Origin of the sequence: Luteimonas sp. 22616, from assembly GCF_052044325.1 — a bacterium.
Classification (GTDB): domain Bacteria; phylum Pseudomonadota; class Gammaproteobacteria; order Xanthomonadales; family Xanthomonadaceae; genus Luteimonas.
Genome location: NZ_JBQEMW010000001.1, coordinates 706676 through 725604, shown reverse-complemented (window position 1 = coordinate 725604; position 18929 = coordinate 706676). Strand labels below are relative to the sequence as shown.

22 protein-coding genes are annotated in these 18929 nt (G+C 64.7%); 7 read left to right on the top strand and 15 right to left on the bottom strand.

Features of this window, described 5'->3' with window-relative positions; genetic code table 11:
• Positions 1-119 precede the first annotated feature (119 nt).
• Entirely contained in the window at positions 120-842 is a 723-nt protein-coding gene (locus ACTJIL_RS03370) for an rRNA pseudouridine synthase (protein ID WP_440754183.1), read from the top strand.
• Between the two features lie 174 nt (positions 843-1016).
• Here ACTJIL_RS03370 and ACTJIL_RS03365 read toward each other — a convergent pair whose 3' ends face one another.
• Positions 1017-1502: a DUF1456 family protein gene (locus ACTJIL_RS03365; protein ID WP_440754182.1), complete on the bottom strand. Its 486-nt coding sequence runs from the start codon at positions 1500-1502 to the stop codon at positions 1017-1019.
• A gap of 197 nt (positions 1503-1699) precedes the next feature.
• On the opposite strand from ACTJIL_RS03365, the gene trmY reads away from it, so the two are divergent.
• On the top strand, positions 1700-2293 hold the full coding sequence (gene trmY / locus ACTJIL_RS03360; protein ID WP_440754181.1) for a tRNA (pseudouridine(54)-N(1))-methyltransferase TrmY: 594 nt from the start codon (positions 1700-1702) through the stop codon (positions 2291-2293).
• A 42-nt stretch (positions 2294-2335) separates the two neighbouring features.
• Here the strand turns inward: trmY and ACTJIL_RS03355 are convergent, their stop codons facing one another.
• Entirely contained in the window at positions 2336-3628 is a 1293-nt protein-coding gene (locus tag ACTJIL_RS03355) for an MFS transporter (protein WP_440755827.1), read from the bottom strand.
• A gap of 334 nt (positions 3629-3962) precedes the next feature.
• Here ACTJIL_RS03355 and ACTJIL_RS03350 point away from each other — a divergent pair, with 334 nt between their 5' ends.
• A complete protein-coding gene (locus ACTJIL_RS03350) occupies positions 3963-4526 on the top strand; it encodes a DUF6630 family protein (RefSeq protein WP_440754180.1) in 564 nt (187 codons plus the stop codon).
• Positions 4527-4717: 191 nt separating this feature from the next.
• Here ACTJIL_RS03350 and ACTJIL_RS03345 read toward each other — a convergent pair whose 3' ends face one another.
• From ACTJIL_RS03345 to ACTJIL_RS03335, 3 genes are all read right to left on the bottom strand, one after another.
• Positions 4718-5149, bottom strand: coding sequence for a YciI family protein (locus tag ACTJIL_RS03345; RefSeq protein WP_440754179.1), 432 nt, complete (start codon positions 5147-5149; stop codon positions 4718-4720).
• A 128-nt stretch (positions 5150-5277) separates the two neighbouring features.
• On the bottom strand, positions 5278-6423 hold the full coding sequence (locus ACTJIL_RS03340; RefSeq protein WP_440754178.1) for a threonine aldolase family protein: 1146 nt from the start codon (positions 6421-6423) through the stop codon (positions 5278-5280).
• A gap of 49 nt (positions 6424-6472) precedes the next feature.
• Complete coding sequence (locus tag ACTJIL_RS03335) at positions 6473-6850, bottom strand: hypothetical protein (RefSeq protein ID WP_440754177.1); 378 nt, start codon at positions 6848-6850, stop codon at positions 6473-6475.
• Between ACTJIL_RS03335 and ACTJIL_RS03330 the strand changes: the two genes are divergently transcribed.
• Together ACTJIL_RS03330 and ACTJIL_RS03325 are read left to right on the top strand one after the other, a co-directional pair.
• Positions 6849-8222, top strand: coding sequence for an MFS transporter (locus ACTJIL_RS03330; RefSeq protein ID WP_440754176.1), 1374 nt, complete (start codon positions 6849-6851; stop codon positions 8220-8222). The two genes, ACTJIL_RS03335 and ACTJIL_RS03330, sit on opposite strands and share 2 nt — an antisense overlap.
• 27 nt (positions 8223-8249) lie before the next feature.
• On the top strand, positions 8250-9380 hold the full coding sequence (locus tag ACTJIL_RS03325; protein WP_440754175.1) for a DSD1 family PLP-dependent enzyme: 1131 nt from the start codon (positions 8250-8252) through the stop codon (positions 9378-9380).
• A gap of 137 nt (positions 9381-9517) precedes the next feature.
• Here ACTJIL_RS03325 and ACTJIL_RS03320 read toward each other — a convergent pair whose 3' ends face one another.
• From ACTJIL_RS03320 to ACTJIL_RS03305, 4 genes are all read right to left on the bottom strand, one after another.
• Entirely contained in the window at positions 9518-10003 is a 486-nt protein-coding gene (locus tag ACTJIL_RS03320) for an RcnB family protein (RefSeq protein ID WP_440754174.1), read from the bottom strand.
• A gap of 361 nt (positions 10004-10364) precedes the next feature.
• Positions 10365-10583: a polyprenyl synthetase gene (locus ACTJIL_RS03315; RefSeq protein ID WP_440754173.1), complete on the bottom strand. Its 219-nt coding sequence runs from the start codon at positions 10581-10583 to the stop codon at positions 10365-10367.
• A 98-nt stretch (positions 10584-10681) separates the two neighbouring features.
• Positions 10682-11092 carry a nuclear transport factor 2 family protein gene (locus ACTJIL_RS03310; RefSeq protein WP_440754172.1) on the bottom strand — a complete coding sequence of 137 codons (411 nt, stop codon included), beginning with the start codon at positions 11090-11092 and terminating at the stop codon, positions 10682-10684.
• Positions 11093-11597: 505 nt separating this feature from the next.
• A complete protein-coding gene (locus ACTJIL_RS03305) occupies positions 11598-12080 on the bottom strand; it encodes a hypothetical protein (protein ID WP_440754171.1) in 483 nt (160 codons plus the stop codon).
• 169 nt (positions 12081-12249) lie between these two features.
• Here ACTJIL_RS03305 and ACTJIL_RS03300 point away from each other — a divergent pair, with 169 nt between their 5' ends.
• Positions 12250-13086 carry a restriction endonuclease gene (locus ACTJIL_RS03300; RefSeq protein ID WP_440754170.1) on the top strand — a complete coding sequence of 279 codons (837 nt, stop codon included), beginning with the start codon at positions 12250-12252 and terminating at the stop codon, positions 13084-13086.
• A 387-nt stretch (positions 13087-13473) separates the two neighbouring features.
• Here ACTJIL_RS03300 and ACTJIL_RS03295 read toward each other — a convergent pair whose 3' ends face one another.
• Positions 13474-14103, bottom strand: a complete 630-nt coding sequence (locus ACTJIL_RS03295) for a hypothetical protein (RefSeq protein ID WP_440755826.1) — start codon at positions 14101-14103, stop codon at positions 13474-13476.
• 145 nt (positions 14104-14248) lie between these two features.
• The gene (locus ACTJIL_RS03290) at positions 14249-14518 is read right to left on the bottom strand and encodes a hypothetical protein (RefSeq protein ID WP_440754169.1); all 270 of its coding nucleotides are present in this window, start codon (positions 14516-14518) and stop codon (positions 14249-14251) included.
• Between the two features lie 214 nt (positions 14519-14732).
• On the opposite strand from ACTJIL_RS03290, the gene ACTJIL_RS03285 reads away from it, so the two are divergent.
• The gene (locus ACTJIL_RS03285; protein WP_440754168.1) at positions 14733-15110 is read left to right on the top strand and encodes a transposase; all 378 of its coding nucleotides are present in this window, start codon (positions 14733-14735) and stop codon (positions 15108-15110) included.
• A 488-nt stretch (positions 15111-15598) separates the two neighbouring features.
• On the opposite strand, the gene ACTJIL_RS03280 is transcribed toward ACTJIL_RS03285, so the two are convergent.
• The 4 genes from ACTJIL_RS03280 to ACTJIL_RS03265 form a co-directional block, all read right to left on the bottom strand.
• Positions 15599-16321, bottom strand: a complete 723-nt coding sequence (locus tag ACTJIL_RS03280) for a sensor histidine kinase (RefSeq protein WP_440754167.1) — start codon at positions 16319-16321, stop codon at positions 15599-15601.
• 314 nt (positions 16322-16635) lie between these two features.
• Entirely contained in the window at positions 16636-17277 is a 642-nt protein-coding gene (locus ACTJIL_RS03275) for a hypothetical protein (protein ID WP_440754166.1), read from the bottom strand.
• A gap of 184 nt (positions 17278-17461) precedes the next feature.
• Positions 17462-18055, bottom strand: coding sequence for a hypothetical protein (locus ACTJIL_RS03270; RefSeq protein ID WP_440754165.1), 594 nt, complete (start codon positions 18053-18055; stop codon positions 17462-17464).
• Positions 18056-18629: 574 nt separating this feature from the next.
• The gene (locus tag ACTJIL_RS03265) at positions 18630-18920 is read right to left on the bottom strand and encodes a HigA family addiction module antitoxin (protein ID WP_440754164.1); all 291 of its coding nucleotides are present in this window, start codon (positions 18918-18920) and stop codon (positions 18630-18632) included.
• Between the last annotated feature and the right edge of the window lie 9 nt (positions 18921-18929).

Below are 18929 nucleotides of genomic sequence, written 5' to 3'. Positions count from 1 at the left end.
CGCCGCGGGAGGCGGCATCGAACCCCATCCCGAAGCGACCTGCCCTCTTCTCCCTTTCCTTCAAAGCGCCGGAGTGCTCGCCCGGTACACTGCGCGACCTGATTCCCCGGCGCTGATTCATGTCCGATCCGGTTCGACTGGCCAAACGCGTGGCCGACCTGGCCCGGTGCTCACGCATCGAGGCCGAGCAATACATCAAGGGCGGCTGGGTCTCGGTCAACGGGCGCGTGGTCGAGGATCCGGCGCATCCGGTGTCGGACGAAGTCATCGCGCTCGACCCCGCCGCACAGCTGGAAGCGATCGAACCGGCCACGGTGCTGCTGCACAAGCCCGTCGGCTTCGATGCGATCAGCGGCCGCAAGGCCGCGGCGGGTCTGGTGCAGCCCGGGACGCGCTGGCCGGACGATCCTTCGGGCGTGCGCTTGCTCGAGCGCCACTTCCACCGGCTGACGCCGCTGGTGCCGCTCGACGCCGAGGCCAGCGGCCTGATGGTGCTGACCCAGGACGGCCGCGTGTGGCGCCGGCTGACCGAAGACCGCGACGAGATCGAACAGGAATTCGTGGTCGAGGTCAGCGGCGAGATCGCGCCCTATGGCCTGCGCAAGCTCAACCACGGCCTGCATTACGGCGGCCGTGCGCTGCCGCCATGCAAGGTCAGCTGGCAGAACGAGATCCGCCTGCGCTTCGCGATCAAGGGCGTGCAAGGCGGGCAACTGCGCGACATGTGCGCGCAAGTCGGCCTGGACGTGGTGGCGATCCGGCGCATCCGCATCGGCAAGGTGCCGCTGGCCAAGATGCCTGTCGGGATGTGGCGCTACCTGCCGGTCGGCGAGCGCTTCTGAGCGCACGCGACCAAACGGATTCCGAACAGCTGCGCTTTGCCCGTCATTCCCGCGAAGGCGGGCCTTCGACAGACGCATGCCCGGTCATCCAGTGACCTGGGCGTCAACCGCTCGAAGGCGCCGGCTCCACGCTCGACCGGACATGCGTCCGTCGAAAGCCGCGGGACGACGGCATCATTCAGCGCTTCCTGATGCGCCGCGCACGCGCAGCGTCAGCCCCTTGAGGAAATTGCGCAGCAGCTGGTCGCCGCACGGGCGGAAGTTCTTGTGTCCCGGCTGGCGGAACAACGCCGACAGCTCCGGCTTTGACACGGGGAATCCCGCATCGGCGAAGACCTGGTGCATGTCCACGTCCTTGAGTTCGAACGCCACCCGCAGCTTCTTCAGCACCACGTTGTTGCTGATGCGCTTCTCCACCGGCCGCGACGGCAGGCGCTCGTCCCTGCCGCGCCGGTGGACGATCAACCCGTCGAGGAAGTGCGCCAGCACGCCGTCGCTGCAGGCGAGATATCCCGGCTCGTCCTCTTTCAGCAGGAAGGCGCGCACATCGTCTTTTTCGACCGCGAAGGCCGGATCGGCCAGGCGGGCGATCTCGACTACCTTGTGGTCGCCGAGATCAAGCATGTAGCGGATGCTGCGCAGGACGTCGTTGTTGATCATCGATTCGACACGCGGTCAGGGGAAGCACCCAGTCTACCGGTGGCCGGGCGGCAGCCTCCGGCCCACGCCCCCCTCGCAGGACGGAATCGCCTTCGGCGGCCCCACCCTGCGTTGCTTCCTTCATGGCGTGCGATTCGTGGACAATCGACGGGCGGCACGCCGCATACCGCGCGCGATCACGAATCGGTCAGACACACATGCGAACCTTCGTACTGAGAGCACGGGCGGCCCCCACGGACAGCCAGGCGTTGCTGGCGTCGGTCGGCAAGGAGGCCCACACCGAAATCCTGGCCCATACGCTGATGAACGCGGTGTTCGTGGCCCAGTCGCATCGCGCGGATGTCATCGTCTACCTGGTGCTGGAAAGCACGCAGGATTTCTCCCGCACGATCCGCTTCGACGCCAACGCCATGCATGACATTGGCGGCTTCGACGAACGCGCATTGCTAAGCAAGATCGCGAAGGCGCTGGACGCGTCCAGGGGCATGGGCAAGGACGAAACGCGGCCGGTGGAATCAGGCGTCACGGTGCGCACGGTGAGCTTCGAGCGGCTGGTGAAGGAACTGGCCGACGACCACCAGCTGTTCGTGATGGACCGGAAAGGCACATCGATGCGCGAGCAGGCGTTCGATGACAATCCGTGCTTCCTGCTCACCGACCATATCCCGATGCCGAAAAAGACCTTCCACAGCCTCGAACGCCTGGGCGCGAAGAAGATCACGCTGGGATCGAAGATGCTGTTCGCATCGCAATGCGTGGTATTGATCCACCACGCGCTCGACCAGCGATGACGCCGCTGCAAACCGGGACCGGGGGGCGCGGCACCTCTCTTCCTACGTCACGCGCTCCCCCGCCGCCACGCGAACGGGTGTCTTGTCGGCCACCGCGGCCCCGATGACCAGGCGTAGCCGCCCGGCATCCAGCGACAGCCGCAGCCCGCGGTGCCTGACCAGATAGCCGGCCGCCACCGCGGCGGCCGCAATGCCCGACAGCGCGCCGATGCCCAGCGCCCAGCGCGCACCGAAACGGTCGACCACCCAGCCCACCAGCGGCGCACCGAGCGGTGTGCCGCCCATGACCACGGCGATGCGCAACGCCAGCACCCGGCCGCGCATCGCGCGTTCGGTGGTGAGCTGCATCATCGAATTGCTGGCGGTCATGAAGGTCAGCGCCGCAAGGCCGACGAAGAACAGCGTGGCCGCGAACAGGAGCGGGCCGGGCATCACCGCCGCCAAGGCCAGGGTGATGCCGAAAGCCGCCGCCGAGACCGCCATCAGCACCATCCCGGGCACCGGGCGGCGGGCCGAAAGCAGCGCACCGCACATGGTGCCGCCTGCCATCGCCGAGGTCAGCAGGCCGTACTGGCTGGCGTCGCCATGGAACACCGTCACCGACATCGTCGAGATGAAGATGGCGAAGTTGAAGCCGAACGTCCCCAGCAGGAACAGCATCACCAGCACGGCGATCAGGTCCGGCCGCTGCCACACGTAGCGGAACCCGGCCAGCAGGCTGCCCCGCGTGCGTTCCGGCAAGGCTTCGGTATGCAGGTCATGCACGCGCAGGAACCACAGCGACCCCAGCACCGCCGCATACGAACCGGCGTTGACCACGAACAGCCAGCCCTCGCCGATCGCCGCAATCAAAACGCCCGCCACCGCCGGGCCAATCATCCGCGCGGCGTTGAACGAGGCGGAGTTCAGCGCCACCGCGTTGGCCAGGTCGGCGTCGCTGACCAGGTCCGATACGAACGCCTGCCGGAGCGGCGCATCGAATGCGGTGACGCAGCCCAGCAACAAGGCAAACCCGTAGACGTGCCAAAGCTGCACCGCACCGGACAACGTCAACAGCCCCAGGCCCAGCGCCAGCAGGCCGGCCGCGGCCTGGCTGTAGAGCAGCAGCTTGCGACGATCCATGTGGTCCGCCGCGAAGCCGGTCAGCGGCAACAGCAGCAGCGGCGGCCCGAACTGCAGCGCCATCACCGTACCCACCGCGGTGGCGCTGTGATCGGTGAGCACGGTCAGCACCAGCCAGTCCTGCCCGATGCGCTGCATCCACGTGCCCACGTTGGACACCAGCGCGCCCGCAGCCCACAGCCGGTAGTTGTAGCTCCTGAGCGAGTGGAACATGCTGCTCAACGGGTGCTGCGCCTCAGTCGCGAGTCGGGTGTTGCCGCCGAGGCGACCGGAGCGCCAATGCTAGCGCGATGCCCGCGGAAGCCACCTCCCGCCTTGCGGCACGACCGCTGCGATCCCTGCTTGCGTGGCTTCCCCATTCGCGCACGATCGCGCTGCCGGCCATCCAGGCCGGTTCCCGCCCCGCTGCGATTGACGCGCAATACGCTCGAACAGGCCTGGCACCCCTCCTGCACGTCTGAACCGACGGCCCCCGCTGCCGACGCCGCGCGCCATGGCCTCGCCATGCAGGTCTATCCTTGGCGTCCACCCCTGCCCTGCCCCGCACATGCACGCACCCGACACCGAATTCGACGCCGACGACAACTTCGCCAACTTCGCCGCTGGCCTCGGCGCCGAAGACGAGATCGACGAGGACGCCAGCACCGAGCAGTTGGTGTGGCAACTGTTGCTGCTGGTGAACCCGGGCGACGAGGAAACCGCGCTGCAGCAGTTCGGCCAGTACCAGGACGCGACCGCGGACGCCGGCGAGGACGAGGTCGAACCGGCGTGGCTGCTCAAGGACATCATCGACTGGAAGTCGGGGTTCCAGGTGCACGACGAGGACGCGGTCGCCTTCGTCGAGAGCCTCACCGAACTGGTTTCGCGCTGGAACCTGGAGCTCGACTGGGGCGTGGAGGATCCAACCGACGACGAGTTCCTGGCCAATGCCGACACCGCCGCGCTCATCCGCACCGCGTACGACGCACTGCGCGCCCACGGCTACACGTTGTGGCTGTGGGAGACCGGCACCGAGACCACCGCCGGCTGGATCACCCTGAGCCGCGACGACGAAGCCATGCGCGCGATCGCCCCGGCACTGGGGATCGAAGTGCGCACGGGAGCGGGCTAGGCCTGTTCCGGCAGACGCTCTTCGTCGAAGTTCGACCTCTCCCGCCCACTGCAACAGGGGCGGGCGGTCGCGACGCCTTCAAAGCCACAGGTTGAAGCGAAACGCCGCGTTTTGCCTCCGCCCACCCCGTCCACCGCCGGTGTTGAAGGCGAGAAGCCACGGGACAGGTGAACCTGCCCCGTTTCCTGGCTTCATCCGCCGCCGAGCTGGTCGCGCAGCCTCTGCTCGCGCTCGGCGATCTCGGGAGTCACCGCGTCGCCGAAATCCTCCATTTCATAGAACGGGCGGATTTCGAGTTCGCTCGGACCTGGCATCGGGTTGGGGCAGCGCTTCGCCCAGGCGACGGCCTCGTCCATGTTCTTGACCTCCCAGACCCAGTAACCCGCGACCAGCTCGCGCGCCTCGGCGAAGGGGCCATCGATCACCGTCCGGCTCGCGCCGTCGAAGGCGATCCGCTTGCCTGCGGACGAAGGCTTGAGCCCATCGCCGTCGATCATCACCCCGGCCTTCACCAGTTCCTCGTTGAACTTCCCCATCGCCTCGAACATCTCGGTCATCTCGGCGGAAGGCGGCAAGCCGCGCTCGCTGTCCTCGGTCGCCTTCACGAATACCATCACACGCATCGGTCATCTCCTTCTTCATCGAGGCCGGCATGGCCTTCTGCATGGACGACGAAGCAACGTGCCCGAAATCGACATGGTCGCGGAGTTTTTGCGCAGCCGGCCCGCGCGACCGCCCCGTTCATCGCAGCTCAACCCAGGAAGAGTTCAACGTACTCGCCCACCGGTCGGCGCAGGATCGTGGTGTTGACGAACAACGCCACCACGCCCTGATCCCAGCGCCGGATGCGCACGCCAGCCTGGCGGCCGCGCTCGAAAGCGGCCTGCGCCATCGCTTCGGGCATCTCCAGCAAGTGGATGTTGGAAGCGTCCTGCGACGTGCGGTCGATCACCTTGCCGCTCGCGACCAGGGCCGCGATCAGCTGCCCTGCGCGCTCGTGCGCCTGCACGATGCTCGCGCGGAAATCCGGCAGCGCGTCGCGCGCCAGCATCGCCGGCATCCAGCCTTGCCAGAGCGTGCCGCCGTACAACCGCCGCAGCTCGCGTACCTCGGTGATATCGGCCTTTGAACCCGCCAGCACCGCGCCGAACGGGGCGCCCAGGTACTTGTAGAGCGAGACATACACGGTATCGAATTCGGCCGCGTAGGCACCCACGTCGAACCCCGGCGGCGCCAGCAGCAGCCGCGCGCCGTCCAGATGCAGACGCACGCCGTGGGCGCGCGCAACGCCCGCGATCTCCCGCACCCGGGCCAACGGCACCATCTCGCCATTGGCGCGTCGCACCGGCGATTCCAGCGAGATCGCACCGATCGGCATCGGATATCGTTCGCCGGCCGAATCCTCGATCGCGGTCCGTACTTCCTCCAGCGTCGGCACCGCCCGGTCGGGCGCCATTGTCAGCAGGTTGATGCCCGACAGCCGCTGCGGCGCATCGACCTCGTCGCGATACAGATGGCTCTCGCGCTGTACCAGCGCGCGCCGGTGCTTGCCGCACAACACGCGCACCGCGATGTTGTTGGCCAACGTGCCGGTGGCGAGGAACGCGCAATCCTCCTTGCCCAGCAGTTCGGCAAATGCACGCTCCAGCGCCTCGACTTCACCTTCGGCGAGGTAACGGTCGATGGCATCCCCGCCATCGCGCTGTGCCAGCGCCGCCAGCCGCGCGGCCATTGTCGCGCTGTCGGCCGGCGCGGTGTCGCCAGTGAACCAGACGTCCCGAGTGCTCGCGGGCGATTCCCGCGGCGATGGCAAGGGTGGCGCCTGGGCGAGGCCTTGCGATGCGATGGAAGCGGCGGCAATGCCGAGTGAGCCCTGCAGGAAGTTGCGACGATCCATGGCGATCCTCCGAGACGGTTGCGCGTCGATTATCCCGAAAGCAATCCCGTTACGTCGAAGGCATCAAAACCAGCGAAGCGGAAGTACCTGCATTGCTGATGCGGCAGGCCCCTCGGCCGCCGTGGAGCTCGTTGGCCATCATCGCCGAATGCACGGCGCGCTCGAGCGATCCCGGCCGCAGCCATTGGCCAGCAGACAAACGAATGCCAGGGCCAGGCAAAGTGGGAAGTGTTTCATCGTCCTGCTCCATGTCACCACAGACGGCTATTGGCATACGCCCGAATACTGCCAGAAGATGCTGGTGGCGCTTGACGAGACCGCGACGCCGTTCGACCACCACGACCTGGAAGCAACGGGCGCAAGCGACGAGCTTGCAGCGCTCCTTTTGCCATACTGGCGGCCAGTCATTGCAGCGGGCACGGCACATGCACTCATCTCCCCCGGTCGCGTCGGACAACGCCCGCCAGCCGGCCAGCCTCGCCCGCTCGGTCTCGAACACGCTGAAGGGGTCGGCCGGCAACCTGGTGGAGTGGTACGACGTCTACGTCTACTCGGTGTTCGCGAGCTACTTCGAGTCGAAGTTCTTCCGCCCCGAGGACAAGAACGCCACGCTGTTCATCTGGGCGATCTTCGCGGTGACCTTCCTGATGCGCCCCATCGGCGCCTGGTACTTCGGCCGCTTCGCCGACCGCTTCGGCCGGCGCCTGGCGCTGACGGTCTCGATCACCCTGATGGCGGCGTGTTCGTTCGCGATCGCGATCACGCCCTCGGTCGACACCATCGGCGCCGCGGCGCCGGCGATCCTGGTGCTGGCCCGGCTGGTGCAGGGCTTCGCCACCGGCGGCGAATACGGCACCAGCGCCACCTACATGTCCGAGGCCGCCATCCGCGGGCACCGCGGCTTCCTCTCGTCGTTCCACTACGTGACCCTGATCGGCGGCCACGTGCTGGCCCAGGCGCTGCTGTTGCTGATGCTGCAGACGCTGGATACGCAGCAGATCGCCGACTGGGGCTGGCGCGTCGGATTCGGCATCGGCGGCCTGGCTGCGATCGTGGTGTGGTGGCTGCGCCGAACCATGGACGAATCGCTCCCCAGCGAAGACATCGAACGCGCCCGCGAAGGCGGCGCACGCGCCTCGGGTTCGCTGCGCGAGCTGTTCGTGCATCAATGGCGGCCGCTGCTGCTGTGCTTCCTCATCACCGCCGGCGGCACGGTGGCGTTCTACACCTATTCGATCAATGGCCCGAAGATCATCCAGGGCATGTTCGCGGGCGGCGACACGATGACCGGCACCCGCATCAACCTGGCCGCGCTGGTCCTGCTGATGCTGCTGCAGCCGCTGGGCGGCTGGCTGTCCGACCGGATCGGCAGGAAGACGCTGCTGGTGTTCTTCGGCACCGGCGGCGTGCTCTACACCTGGGCGCTCATCCTGTGGCTGCCGCAACAGACGGACTGGGTGACGGCATTCGCGATCCTCGCCCTGGGCTTCGTCATCCTCACCGGCTACACGTCGATCAACGCCGTGGTCAAGGCGGAACTGTTCCCCACCCACATCCGCGCGCTCGGCGTCGGCCTGGGCTATGCGCTGGCGAACTCGCTGTTCGGTGGCACGGCGCCCCTGCTCTACCAGGCCAGCCTCGGCAGCGGCCACGTCGCCGGATTCGCCGCCTACGTGACTGCCGTCATCGCTGTGTCCCTGTTCGTCTACGTCTTCTTCCTGACCAACAAGGGCGAGAACTGGCTGGATGACGAGGCGGGCCTGCGATCGAAAGTGGACAGGGGCAATCCAGCCCCTTAGCTTCCAAAAAAATAACGGATCTCACGCATGCCGACCCTCGCAGACATCGACACCCCCGCCGCCCTTATCGACGTCCGCCGGATGCAGGCCAACATCGCCCGCATGCAGGCGCGCATGGACGGGCTGGGCGTGAAGCTGCGGCCGCACGTCAAGACCAGCAAGAGCCTGCCCGTTGTCCGCGCGCAGCTCGAGGCAGGCGCGCGCGGCATCACCGTGTCGACGCTGAAGGAAGCCGAGGAGTTCTTCGACGCCGGCATCGACGACATCTTCTACGCGGTGGGCATCGCCCCGGGCAAGCTGCCCAGGGCGCTGGCCCTGCGGCGCAGGGGCTGCGACCTGAAGCTGGTCACCGACAACGTCGCCGGCGCCGAGGCGGTCGCGCGCTTCGGCAAGGCGCATGGCGAAGCCTTCGAGGTCTGGATCGAGATCGACGTCGACGGCAACCGCTCCGGCATCCCGCCCGAAGGCGACGCGCTGCTCGACGTCGGGCGCGCCCTGCATGAAGGCGGCGCGCGCCTGGGCGGCGTGATGGCGCATGCCGGCGGCAGCTACGCCCACGACACGCCCGAAGCGCTGCAGGCGGCCGCGGAACAGGAGCGCGCCGGCACCGTCCGCGCCGCCGAACGCCTGCGCCAGGCAGGCCTGCCCTGCCCCGTGGTCAGCGTCGGCTCGACGCCGACCGCGCTGTCGGCACAGGCGCTGGGCGGCGTGACCGAAGTGCGCGCGGGCGTGTACGTGTTCTTCGACCTGGTCATGCACAACATCGGCGTGTGCACGATGGACGAGATCGCGCTCTCGGTGCTGGCCACCGTCATCGGCCACCAGCAGGAGAAGGGCTGGGCCATCGTGGACGCCGGATGGATGGCGATGAGCCGCGACCGCGGCACGCAGAAGCAGAAGCGCGACTTCGGGCTCGGGCAGGTGTGCGCGGAGGACGGGACGCCCATCGCGGGCTACATCGTGGAGAGCGCGAACCAGGAGCACGGGATCGTGTGCCGCGCGGACGGCATCGACCCGCGGATCGCGGAACGGTTCCCGGTCGGCACGCGGCTGCGGATCCTGCCCAACCATGCCTGCGCCACGGCGGCGCAGTTTCCTGCCTACCACGCGATCGTTCCGGAAGGCGTCGCGGTCTGGCCCCGGTTCTATGGTTGGTGACGGCGGTACGGCAGCCCATTCCGGACGCTGCCTGCGCGACATGATCTGCAGGGACCGGGAACGGGGAGCGGAGCGATTTACGGAAGACAGCCGGGACAGGTGAACCTGCCCCGCCCTGTTCACCCGTTCTGTCCTGGTCAGTTGCCCAGGATGCTCGATATCAGGCCCGTGGCCATCTGCACGAGGTAGTACGTGTCATCGCCCTCGTACGGACGCACCCACATATACCCGTCCGGCGGCATGGACAGGTCATGGCGACGGTAGTCCTGCATGTAATAGCGATCGGCCAGGTAATGGCGTGGGATGTATTCGCCGCGCGCCCAGTGGCGGTACTCGCGGGCATCCTTGCGCCACTCGCGCTCGGCCTCGCGACGCTCCTTCCAGTACTCGCGCTCGGCCTCGCGGCGATCCTTCGCGGCCTCCCGCATGTCCTCGCGACGCTCCTTCTCGTACTCGCGGCGGTCCTTTTCGTACTCACGGATGGCTTCGCGACGGTCCTTCAGGGCCTCGTGCCGCGCCTCCTGGTACTCCTTGCGCGCCTCCCGGCCGCGGTCGTCGTCGGCAAAAGCGCTGCCGGAGAAGGCGATGGCGGCCAGCGCACTCGCAATCAGAAGCTTCTTCATGGCCTGCTCCCAGAAAGTTGGTAGCCAAACCGTAGGCGGTGCCGCCTGAACACGGAAGCACCGCAGGGAACAACATATCCACCGACTCGTCCCCAGCGGGCCGCGACGCGTTCAAGGCCATGGTCGAAGCGCAACCCGCCGATTCACCTCGATCCGCCCAGTGCATCACCCGCGGCAGAGGCCGGATGAAGGAAGATGCAAGTAAACCTGCGCTTGACCTAGGAATAATTCCTACGGCCAGCAATCGCAGGGCGGAACCGCCGAAGGGGTTTCCGCCGCACGTGCAAGACCGAGCGCTGTCGGCGACGACCTGGCATACGGCGGAATCCGTTTCGCGGGTTCCGCCCTACAAGTTCTCATCTCAACGTTGCAAGCCGGCAACGATCTCCGACACGCTGAGCCCGATTTCAAGTTGCACGCGCACGTACTCGCGTTCCTTGCGAGACAGCGTCCGGCCCACGGCGATGCGAACGTCCTCCGAATCCAGGATGCGCATGATCCTGGGCATCGCCGAGCCTATCGCGTCAGGCCCGTAGCCCGCTTCGCGCAAGGCAGCGGTGATGAGTGTTTCAGCATCCATGGCACGTCCGGGGTGTCTCAAGGCCTTGCATTGTGCATCGCGGGGAGCGAGTGGCCTATGGGAATTCGACTTCCGGGCCGGCCCCGTTCGTGTCCAACCTAGCCTTTTACGTAACCCATCGCTTCGACAATCCGTCCACCACGGACACGCATCAGGTTGATGCCGCGGATGGATTCGTTTTCGCCCTCGCCCCAGTAACAGCGCCATCGGACGACGACGCGTTCACCGACGACGAATACCTCCTCGCGCGCGAAACCGGTTTCGGTGGTACCCGCCAGGCGTTGCCAGTTCGCCAGGCACGCCGCCTTTCCGACGAGACGGGCTCCGTCTGGAGCAGGGTTGGTGTTCTCGATGACGCAATCATCCGCAACCAGGTCTTCCATGGCTTCGGGGTCATGCCGATCAAACGCGTCGTGAAACCTTCGGATGACCTCTTTCGTTGCGATTGCGGTGTCGTCTTCGGAGCCCAATATGGCGATCTGGTCCGGGGGCAGGGATGGATATTTCACAAGACCTCCTCGATTCGATACTTGTCCGACCCAACTGTCTGTTGCATGCATTCGTCTCTTGCGACGAACGGCGGTGGGTGGATTCGACACCGGAGTGAAGTTCGTCCACGGGTTGCCCAAGAACGGGGTCAGGTTGAGCTGACCCCGTTCTTGCGTTCTTGTCCCCGTCGATGGGCTCCGGAACCTCAACGATGGCCCCTGCGACCCCATCGTTGACCTTCGCGACCCCATCGATGGCGCCCGAAACCCCGCCATTGGGGTCTGGAAGCCCATCGATGGCCTTCGCAAGCCCATCGATGACCTCCGGAACCCCACCGATGGGGCCTGGAACCCCATCGATGGCCTTCACAACCGCATCGACGGCCTTCGCAACCCCATCGATGGCCTCCGCGACCCCGTCGACGAGGTCGCGGACCCCATCTCTACCCTGCCCTCGCCGGCCTCGACCAAAAAAGAAGCCGCCCCTGCGGGCGGCTTCGTGGCGCATCGACAAGGAACGGCCCGGCTATGCGGCCTCCGGACCGGGCTGCGGTGCGGCGTCCTTGTTGCGGCGGCGGGAGAAGCGGCCTCCGACCTCGCGGCGCAGGTCCTCCAGCCCCTGGGCCGCACCGGACAGCTTGAGCTGCCCGTAGCCCTCCAGCGAGAAATCCATCAGGTCGCTGCCCAGCGCGGTGACCGTGTCGTCCACGCGCGACAGCAACTGGCGCAGCTGGTCCTGGATCGGCCGCAGCCGGTCCAGCGCCGCCAGGTCCGCCTGCGCCCCGGCCAGGTCCATGCTCGGCGGGACGATCTGCGTGTTCTGCCCCAGGATCCGGATCACCTGCTGGCAGAACACCTCCGACTTGGGCCCCATGTACAGCAGCCCCTTGCGGTCGTCGGGCTCGAGCGACATCAGGCCCGGCAGCGCCTGCCCGACCTGCACGATCCCGGCCGTGGCCGAACTCGCCTGCTCCTCGCTGATTTCCAGCGACACCATGTTCTGAGACATATGCAACTCCCTATGCGTAGTCGCCGCGACGGGATTGCCGCGGCGGGCGAACTTTGCGGGCAACCGGTGCGGCGTGTCAGTCGGCCGATGGCGCGATGTGGGGTAGGAATTTTCCGAATGGCACCGGGAAGCGACATGGGGCACCCTCTGTCCGGAGGGGGGGATTGGCATGGCAAGGAAACGGAAAGAAAGCGGGCTGGACTTGATTGCGTCCCTGCCCTGGCCAGCGGGCGTCATCATTGGCCTGCTCGCGTTCTGGGGCATCCGCTACGGGATCGGCGTCTATTTCTCGTCGACCGGTGGCCCCTTTCTGGCGGGTCTCGGCAAGCAGGCGTCCGCCGGCATGTTCGCGCCGCTGGCCTGGCTCGCGCTTGCCGTGTGCTGGATCGCCGCCGGGGTGTCGTTCGTCAACTCGCGCCAGCGCAAACGCCTGTTGGACACGCAGACGAGCCTCGACAGCCTCCGCGCCATGACGTGGCGCGAGTTCGAGATGCTGGTAGGCGAAGCCTTCCGGCGTCGCGGTTACGCCGTCGAGGAAACCGGCGGCGGCGGCAAGGACGGCGGCATCGACCTGATCGTGCGCAAGAACGGTCGCACCGAACTGGTCCAATGCAAGCAGTGGAAGAACCGACAAGTCCGGGCGTCAACCGTCCGCGAAATGTGGGGCCTCGTCGACCACCACCGCGCCGACGGCGTGAGCATCGTCTGCGTTGGCGACTTCACAAGCGACGCGGCTGCGTTCGCCGAAGGCAAGGAGATCGAGCTGATCAACGGCGAGCAGCTGCTGGAGCTGGTGCACGATGTGCAATCGCAGGATGAGCGGGGCCACGCCACGGCACGCGCCAGGGAACGCATCGAACCGGTACTGGATGCCAGCCGCACAGACGCGCCCCGTTCCTGCCCGGCCTGCGGTGCGGCGATGGTCGCGCGCAAGAACCGAAGCATTGGACAAGCGTTCTGGGGATGCAGCTCGTATCCACGGTGCAAGGCGACGCAAGCGGTCTGAGCAAGGCATCCGACCCCGGGAACCAAGGGTTAGAACAGCATTCCTCTCAGGCCACCGGGAAAGTCGACCCTGCCCCCTGTTGCGCTGTATCAGGAGCGAGCAGGCGTAGGGCGGAACCGCCGAAGGCGTTTCCGCCGCATGCGCATGACCGAGCGATGTCGGCAGCGACCAGACATTCGGCTGAATCCGCTTCGCGGGTTCCGCCTTACGAATTCTGGGTCGCGATGCCTTCAAGGCAATGGTCGAAGCGGAGACCCGCCGACGCTTCGCTTCTGCCCGGCCTGCCCATCGCCCATGCCGAAGGCCGGAAGAAGCCAGAGATCAAGTACACCTGGCCCCGTTCTTCCTGACCGCATGCCTCCCCCATAGTCGCGCCACGCAGCCGCGCTACTTTCGCGCAAACTCCGGGAACGTCTCCGCCATCGGCGCCTCGTCCGGCAGGATGTAGAACACCCCGCCCCGCTCGAACGTCGGACGGACGATCTGCTCGTAGAACTCGGGCGAGACGTTGATGCAACCGTGGGTGATGCGGTTGTCGTCCGGCGACGGCGATGCAAGGCGCTCGACGCGCCGCTCGGCCGGGACGCCGGTCGCGGTCGGGTGGATGGAGACCGCGGAATCGTAGTCCACCCACAGCACGCGCCCGGCGTCAATCGACGGACCGAAACCACCCACGAAGCGACCGGCCGGCGTCGTGCGATCCCGGCCCGGAATCTCGCGAAGCGCGAGCCCGGCGATGCCGGGCGCGGAATGATCGCCGACCGCCGAGCCGAACAGCCCAGGGGCCGCGCCGCGAAGCCGGCCGTCGCCGCCGAACACCAGAATCTGTGCGGCGGCCTTGTCGATAACCGCGAATGGATAGCCCTGGCTGTCTTTGGCGGCGACCACCCAGCCCGCGAGATCGGTCACCGTGCCGGAGACCTCCTGGCCTGGCGGAAGCTGGTCGACGGCGGAGACCGGTGGCGCGGCGGCATCCTCCGCGCTGGCCACGCCGAAGCTCGCGAACGTGATCGCCAGCGCAACGGAAACGGCCCGGATCACAGGGTGTGTGCACGTACGGATGGACGGTTCCTCGGTAAAGACTGGTGAAGATTGGAGACCGGTGGCCAGCAAGGGCCACCGGTCCCGGTTCAGGCCGTTCGTCGCGGATGTGGAAGAGCGACTAGCCGCGCGGCTTACGGCCCGGCGCCGTTTCGAGCTGCTGGACGCGGCCTTCCAGTTGATCCAGCCGTTGGTTGGCCTGCTGCGCGGATTGATTGGCGGATTCCGCGCTCTGCGCCGCGCCCTGCACCCGCGTGTCGAGTTGGTCGAGGCGCGTGTTGACCCGCGCGAAATCGTCATCGTAGGTGGCGCAGGCGCCAAGGCCCAGGGTGACGACGATCGCCACGCCGAGTGTTCGTGCCATCGCCACATGTTGTTTGGTCAGGGACATGCCAGTTCTCCTTCGTCGGGGGAGTGGGAAATATAGCGGCCTTCTGGCCGAAGCCGCGGGCAGCGTTCAGCTGAGGTTGGAATACGTAGATGGTTTGTGAGCCGTGGGATGGCTAACGGGGTCGGATGAGCTTCCCTACACCGCTTCACGACGATATCTGAGGCTCCGGGCGGGGTTATACGGACTGCGGCCAGCCGCCGGCATGCTCCCAGACATGGCCCGCCTCCCCCGCCTCGACCTTCCCGGCATCCCCCAGCACGTGGTGCAGCGTGGCAACAACCGCCTGCCCTGCTTCCTGGATGATCGCGATCGATTGCGCTACCTGCAGCTCCTGCGGGAGTCGCCGGCGACGACGCACTGCCGTCTGCATGCCTATGTCCTGATGGACAACCATATCCACCTCCTCGCGACCCCGCCGAACGCCGGCGACGTTGGCCGTTTGATGCAACGACTCGGCACCAACTACGTCGGCCTGTTCAATGCCCGGCACGCCCAGACCGGGACCCTGTGGGAAGGGCGATACAAGTCGTGCCTGGTCGACAGCGAAGATTACGTATTGCGCTGCCATCGAGCTCAGTCCCGGCGTACCTAGGCCGGCGCCCGACTTCCGACCTTTGCGAACACCCGGTCTGGCAAGGCCTCGCCGGCAGCCAACCCGCACGCCGGGAAGCCTGGCGCCGCACCCTCGATGAGGCTGTGCCACCCGAACAACTCGCCGAAATCCCTCTACCTGCAACAGCAACGGGCACTGGGTCGCGATGCTTTCAAGGCGATGGTCGAAGCGAAGACCCGACGCTTCGCTTCTGCCCGGCCTGCCCATCGCCCATGCCAAAGGCCGGATGAAGCAAGAAATCAAGTGCACCTGGCCCCGTTCTTGCATCCTCGACCAGACAGTGCCCTTGACACCTGCAACAGCAACGAACGTTGGGGCGCGATGCCGTCAAAGCCATGGTCGAAGCGAAGACCCGACGCTTCACTTCCGCCCGCCCTGCCCATCGCCCATTCCGCAGGCCGGAAGAGGCAAGAGATTAAGTACACCTAGCCCCGTTCTTTAGATGCTTGCCTTCCATTTTAGCCGTATCAGCGGCGCCCCTTCCGCTGAGCGTGAGCTGGAATGCTCACACGAATAGTGACCACATCATCAATCTTGGCACAACTGATCTGGCCGTTATGTGATCGGACTATTTCACGCGCGAGGAAAAGACCCAAGCCATCGCCGTCTAGGGTATCTCCAACAAATCTGACCCCGCGATCAAAGCAAGTTCTACTGTCTATGGGGAAATCACTTCTGTTCGAAACCTGGACTACGCAGTAGGGACCATCTTGATCCACGCGAATATCGATGGTGGAATCAACCTTACCGTACTTAATTGCATTTTCCAGAAGGATTGTTAACACAAGCGGAAATGTTTTTCTACTCCCACTAACTCCAACGGAATCATCGCCTGAAAGATGAATATGTATTGGCTTTATCTTTGCTCTACTTTGAAATATCTTTTTTGCTTTGAATGCCAAATCATATACAGCTATGAATTCATCCAACTTCAGCAACTTAAGGCCATCGATGTTAGCGAGGGCCTCGATAACATCGAATATGTTGCTCATCAACTCAGCAGAGCCAGATATATCCCTCACCTCTTGAACTGACGCATCATTTCCGCCAAGTTTTTCGGCGTTCGCCTTAACTAATGCATTCAATTTACGAAGCTCGTGAAGCGCTTGCGGAAGTCGCTCTCCGGCCTCTTTTTCAAGGCGATCCAGCTCTTCTACAATTTCTTTGAAGAAGCCCGCGTCCGCCAACATCGTCGATCGTGTCGTTCGGATTCCAGGAAACTGTTTTGCTCGCGACGACTCTTTTCCGTCACCAAATCTCGGATGAGCCACGACCCCCGTGATGATGGTGCGTTCACGCAACCCATCAACCAGATAGGATGTGAACCCATATGGGCACATCCTAAATATGCTAGGTAACCGCAACATCATTTCATAATGTTGTTGGCAACCCTTGTCACCATCCTTCAATCGATCGATGCAGAACTGACATGCCTGAATTGCCGCCCCATCTCTCAAGCTCATAGAACTTGGGTTAAATGTAGGCAGCGCACCCCGCGGGCCTTTCACGAGATAAAAAGCCTGCTAATTACAACATCAACGCCCTTCTCCGCTGCGGCGCCCGCAATTCTCTTGAGCGCATCTTTTATTTTTGTTTGATCATTTTTATAAAGACTTTTCTCCAAAACTTTCTGCAATCTTGCACGTTCCCCTGAAGATGTAACTGATACTTTTGCCATAAGCGCATCGAACAGGTGCTGCTTCTCAAACGCCTTCAGGAGCTGCTCTTCCACTACCTCCAAAGACTCCCTCATTCCTGCATCCTTCGTGAGAACGGCATCAGCCAGTCGAAAGAAGTCCGATTCGCCAGACTTAAGAGCTTTAGACGTGTACGCAATTATTCGTGAGCGAGGACTGACGCGCCTGAGAAAACGCAAAAGATCGAGACCTTGATCCACACCATAGGTAGACCCAACGCCAGAGTGATCGAGTATTACGACGTCGTAGGTCTGGTTGATGACTTGAACTTCAAACTCATTGCCCTTTCGATCATGATCGACCGCCAACCCTGCATGCTTCAGCTGCTCAATTAGTGGCACATCTTCATCATCTACAAATAAGAGACGACCAGACTGGATTAGCACATCCCGCGAAAGACCAGCGTTGTATGTGCTAAGCGAAGGAGCCTTTCTAAACAGACCGAACATCTTCCCCCCCTATTAATTTTTATGGCCATATACTTCGCTGATAGGCCGCCGCCTACGCCAAACAACGCACGGTTGATCTGCGCTGTACTATGCGTCTTCACCGCTTCCGATCAAAGGGGAGGGAGGCAATTGAGCGCAGCCCGACTGCTCAATCACCCTTCCCTTTAGCCACCGACTGCAATGTTCAGTTCAACCGCGCCCCTGGCTCAAGCACGCCCTGCTCCACCCGGGCCGGATCCAACGCATCCACCGTCACCATTCGCTGCCTGAGTTCTTCATCGGACAACGCCCCTTCCTTGTGAAGCCACTTGAACCTACCGCGGAGCTGTTCCGGGGAGTCGCCTTCCGGCATGAAGTCGTACTCGCTGCGGAACTGCTTCGCCCGGCGCGATTCAATTTCGGCGAGGATGCGCTGGCCGTCGGCGTCGTCGATGACGCACAGGTTGCCCTTGTCGGTCGGCACGATGGTGAAGCGCGTGGTGCGATAGCGGTACGCGGCGTAGCAGGCAGCACCCACCCAAAGCCAGACGGAGACCTTGGGGCCTCCATCGCCCATGAAGCTGAAGGCGGTCAGCCCGGCACCCAGCAACAGCCAGAGCAAGCCGACATTGCCTAGCCATTGGTTGCGCTCTACCAGCGTTTGGCGGTCGCGACTGATGTCGGTGTATGGCACCGAGTACGAGCGGCTGCCCGAACTGTCTTCGAGGCTGTAGTCCAACGCGTCCTCGCCGAAGGCGAAGCGGATCTTGTTGGAGTGCTTCTGCTGCCTGATTTCCATCCCCTGCCCCCTGATTCCCCGCGAGGGAGGCTACCCCTCTCCGCTGGCGGAGGGAAGCTGAGGGAGGGAGAGAAATTCCTAGGGATCTTGGAATAGATCCGGTTGCCCCGCGAATGCGGGAATTCACGGACGTCACTCATTGGAGCAAGGTCCTGGATTCCCGCCTTCGCGGGAATGACGAGCAAGGGGGCTCGGTGGTTCGGGCTTTTCCTGGAGGCACGTTGGCGCACGTCGCGGAAAGCGGGACCCTCACCCCACCCCCTCTCCCGCTTTGCAGGAGAGGGGCTAAGAGCACCTAGGAGATGGGGGTTGGTTACATGTTGCGGCGGTACTCGCCGCCGACGTCGTAGAGGGCGTGACTGATCTGCCCCAGGCTATGCGTCTTCACCGCCTCCATCTGCGCCGCGAACATATTCTTCCGTTCCCGCGCTGTGTTCTGAAGGTACGCCAGTCCATGCCCGTTGTGGACCATCGGCGCCTCTTCGTCGGCATCGGCCAGATGCCCGCTTGCCTCGCTGGTAAATGGTGTCCATGGCGCCGAGCACGCCGCCGCGCTCGCTGGGCGGCGCAATCATCACGCTGCCAGCCGCTCGATCTTGCCAGAGAGATCTCCGAGCGCACGGTGCGCTTCTTCCAGATCGTAGTCGGCTTGCAGACCCAGCCAGAAACGCTCGCTGGTGCCCAGCGCCGCTGCCATGCGAACGGCGGAATCGGCCGTGATGCCGCGCTTGCCGAGGACGATTTCGTTGATCCGGCGAGGCGCGACGCCCATCGCGCGCGCCAGCGCGTTCTGGCTGATGCCGAGCGGACCGAGGAACTCCTCCTGCAGGATTTCACCGGGGTGAACATTGGGAAGGACGGTCATGGCACGGCT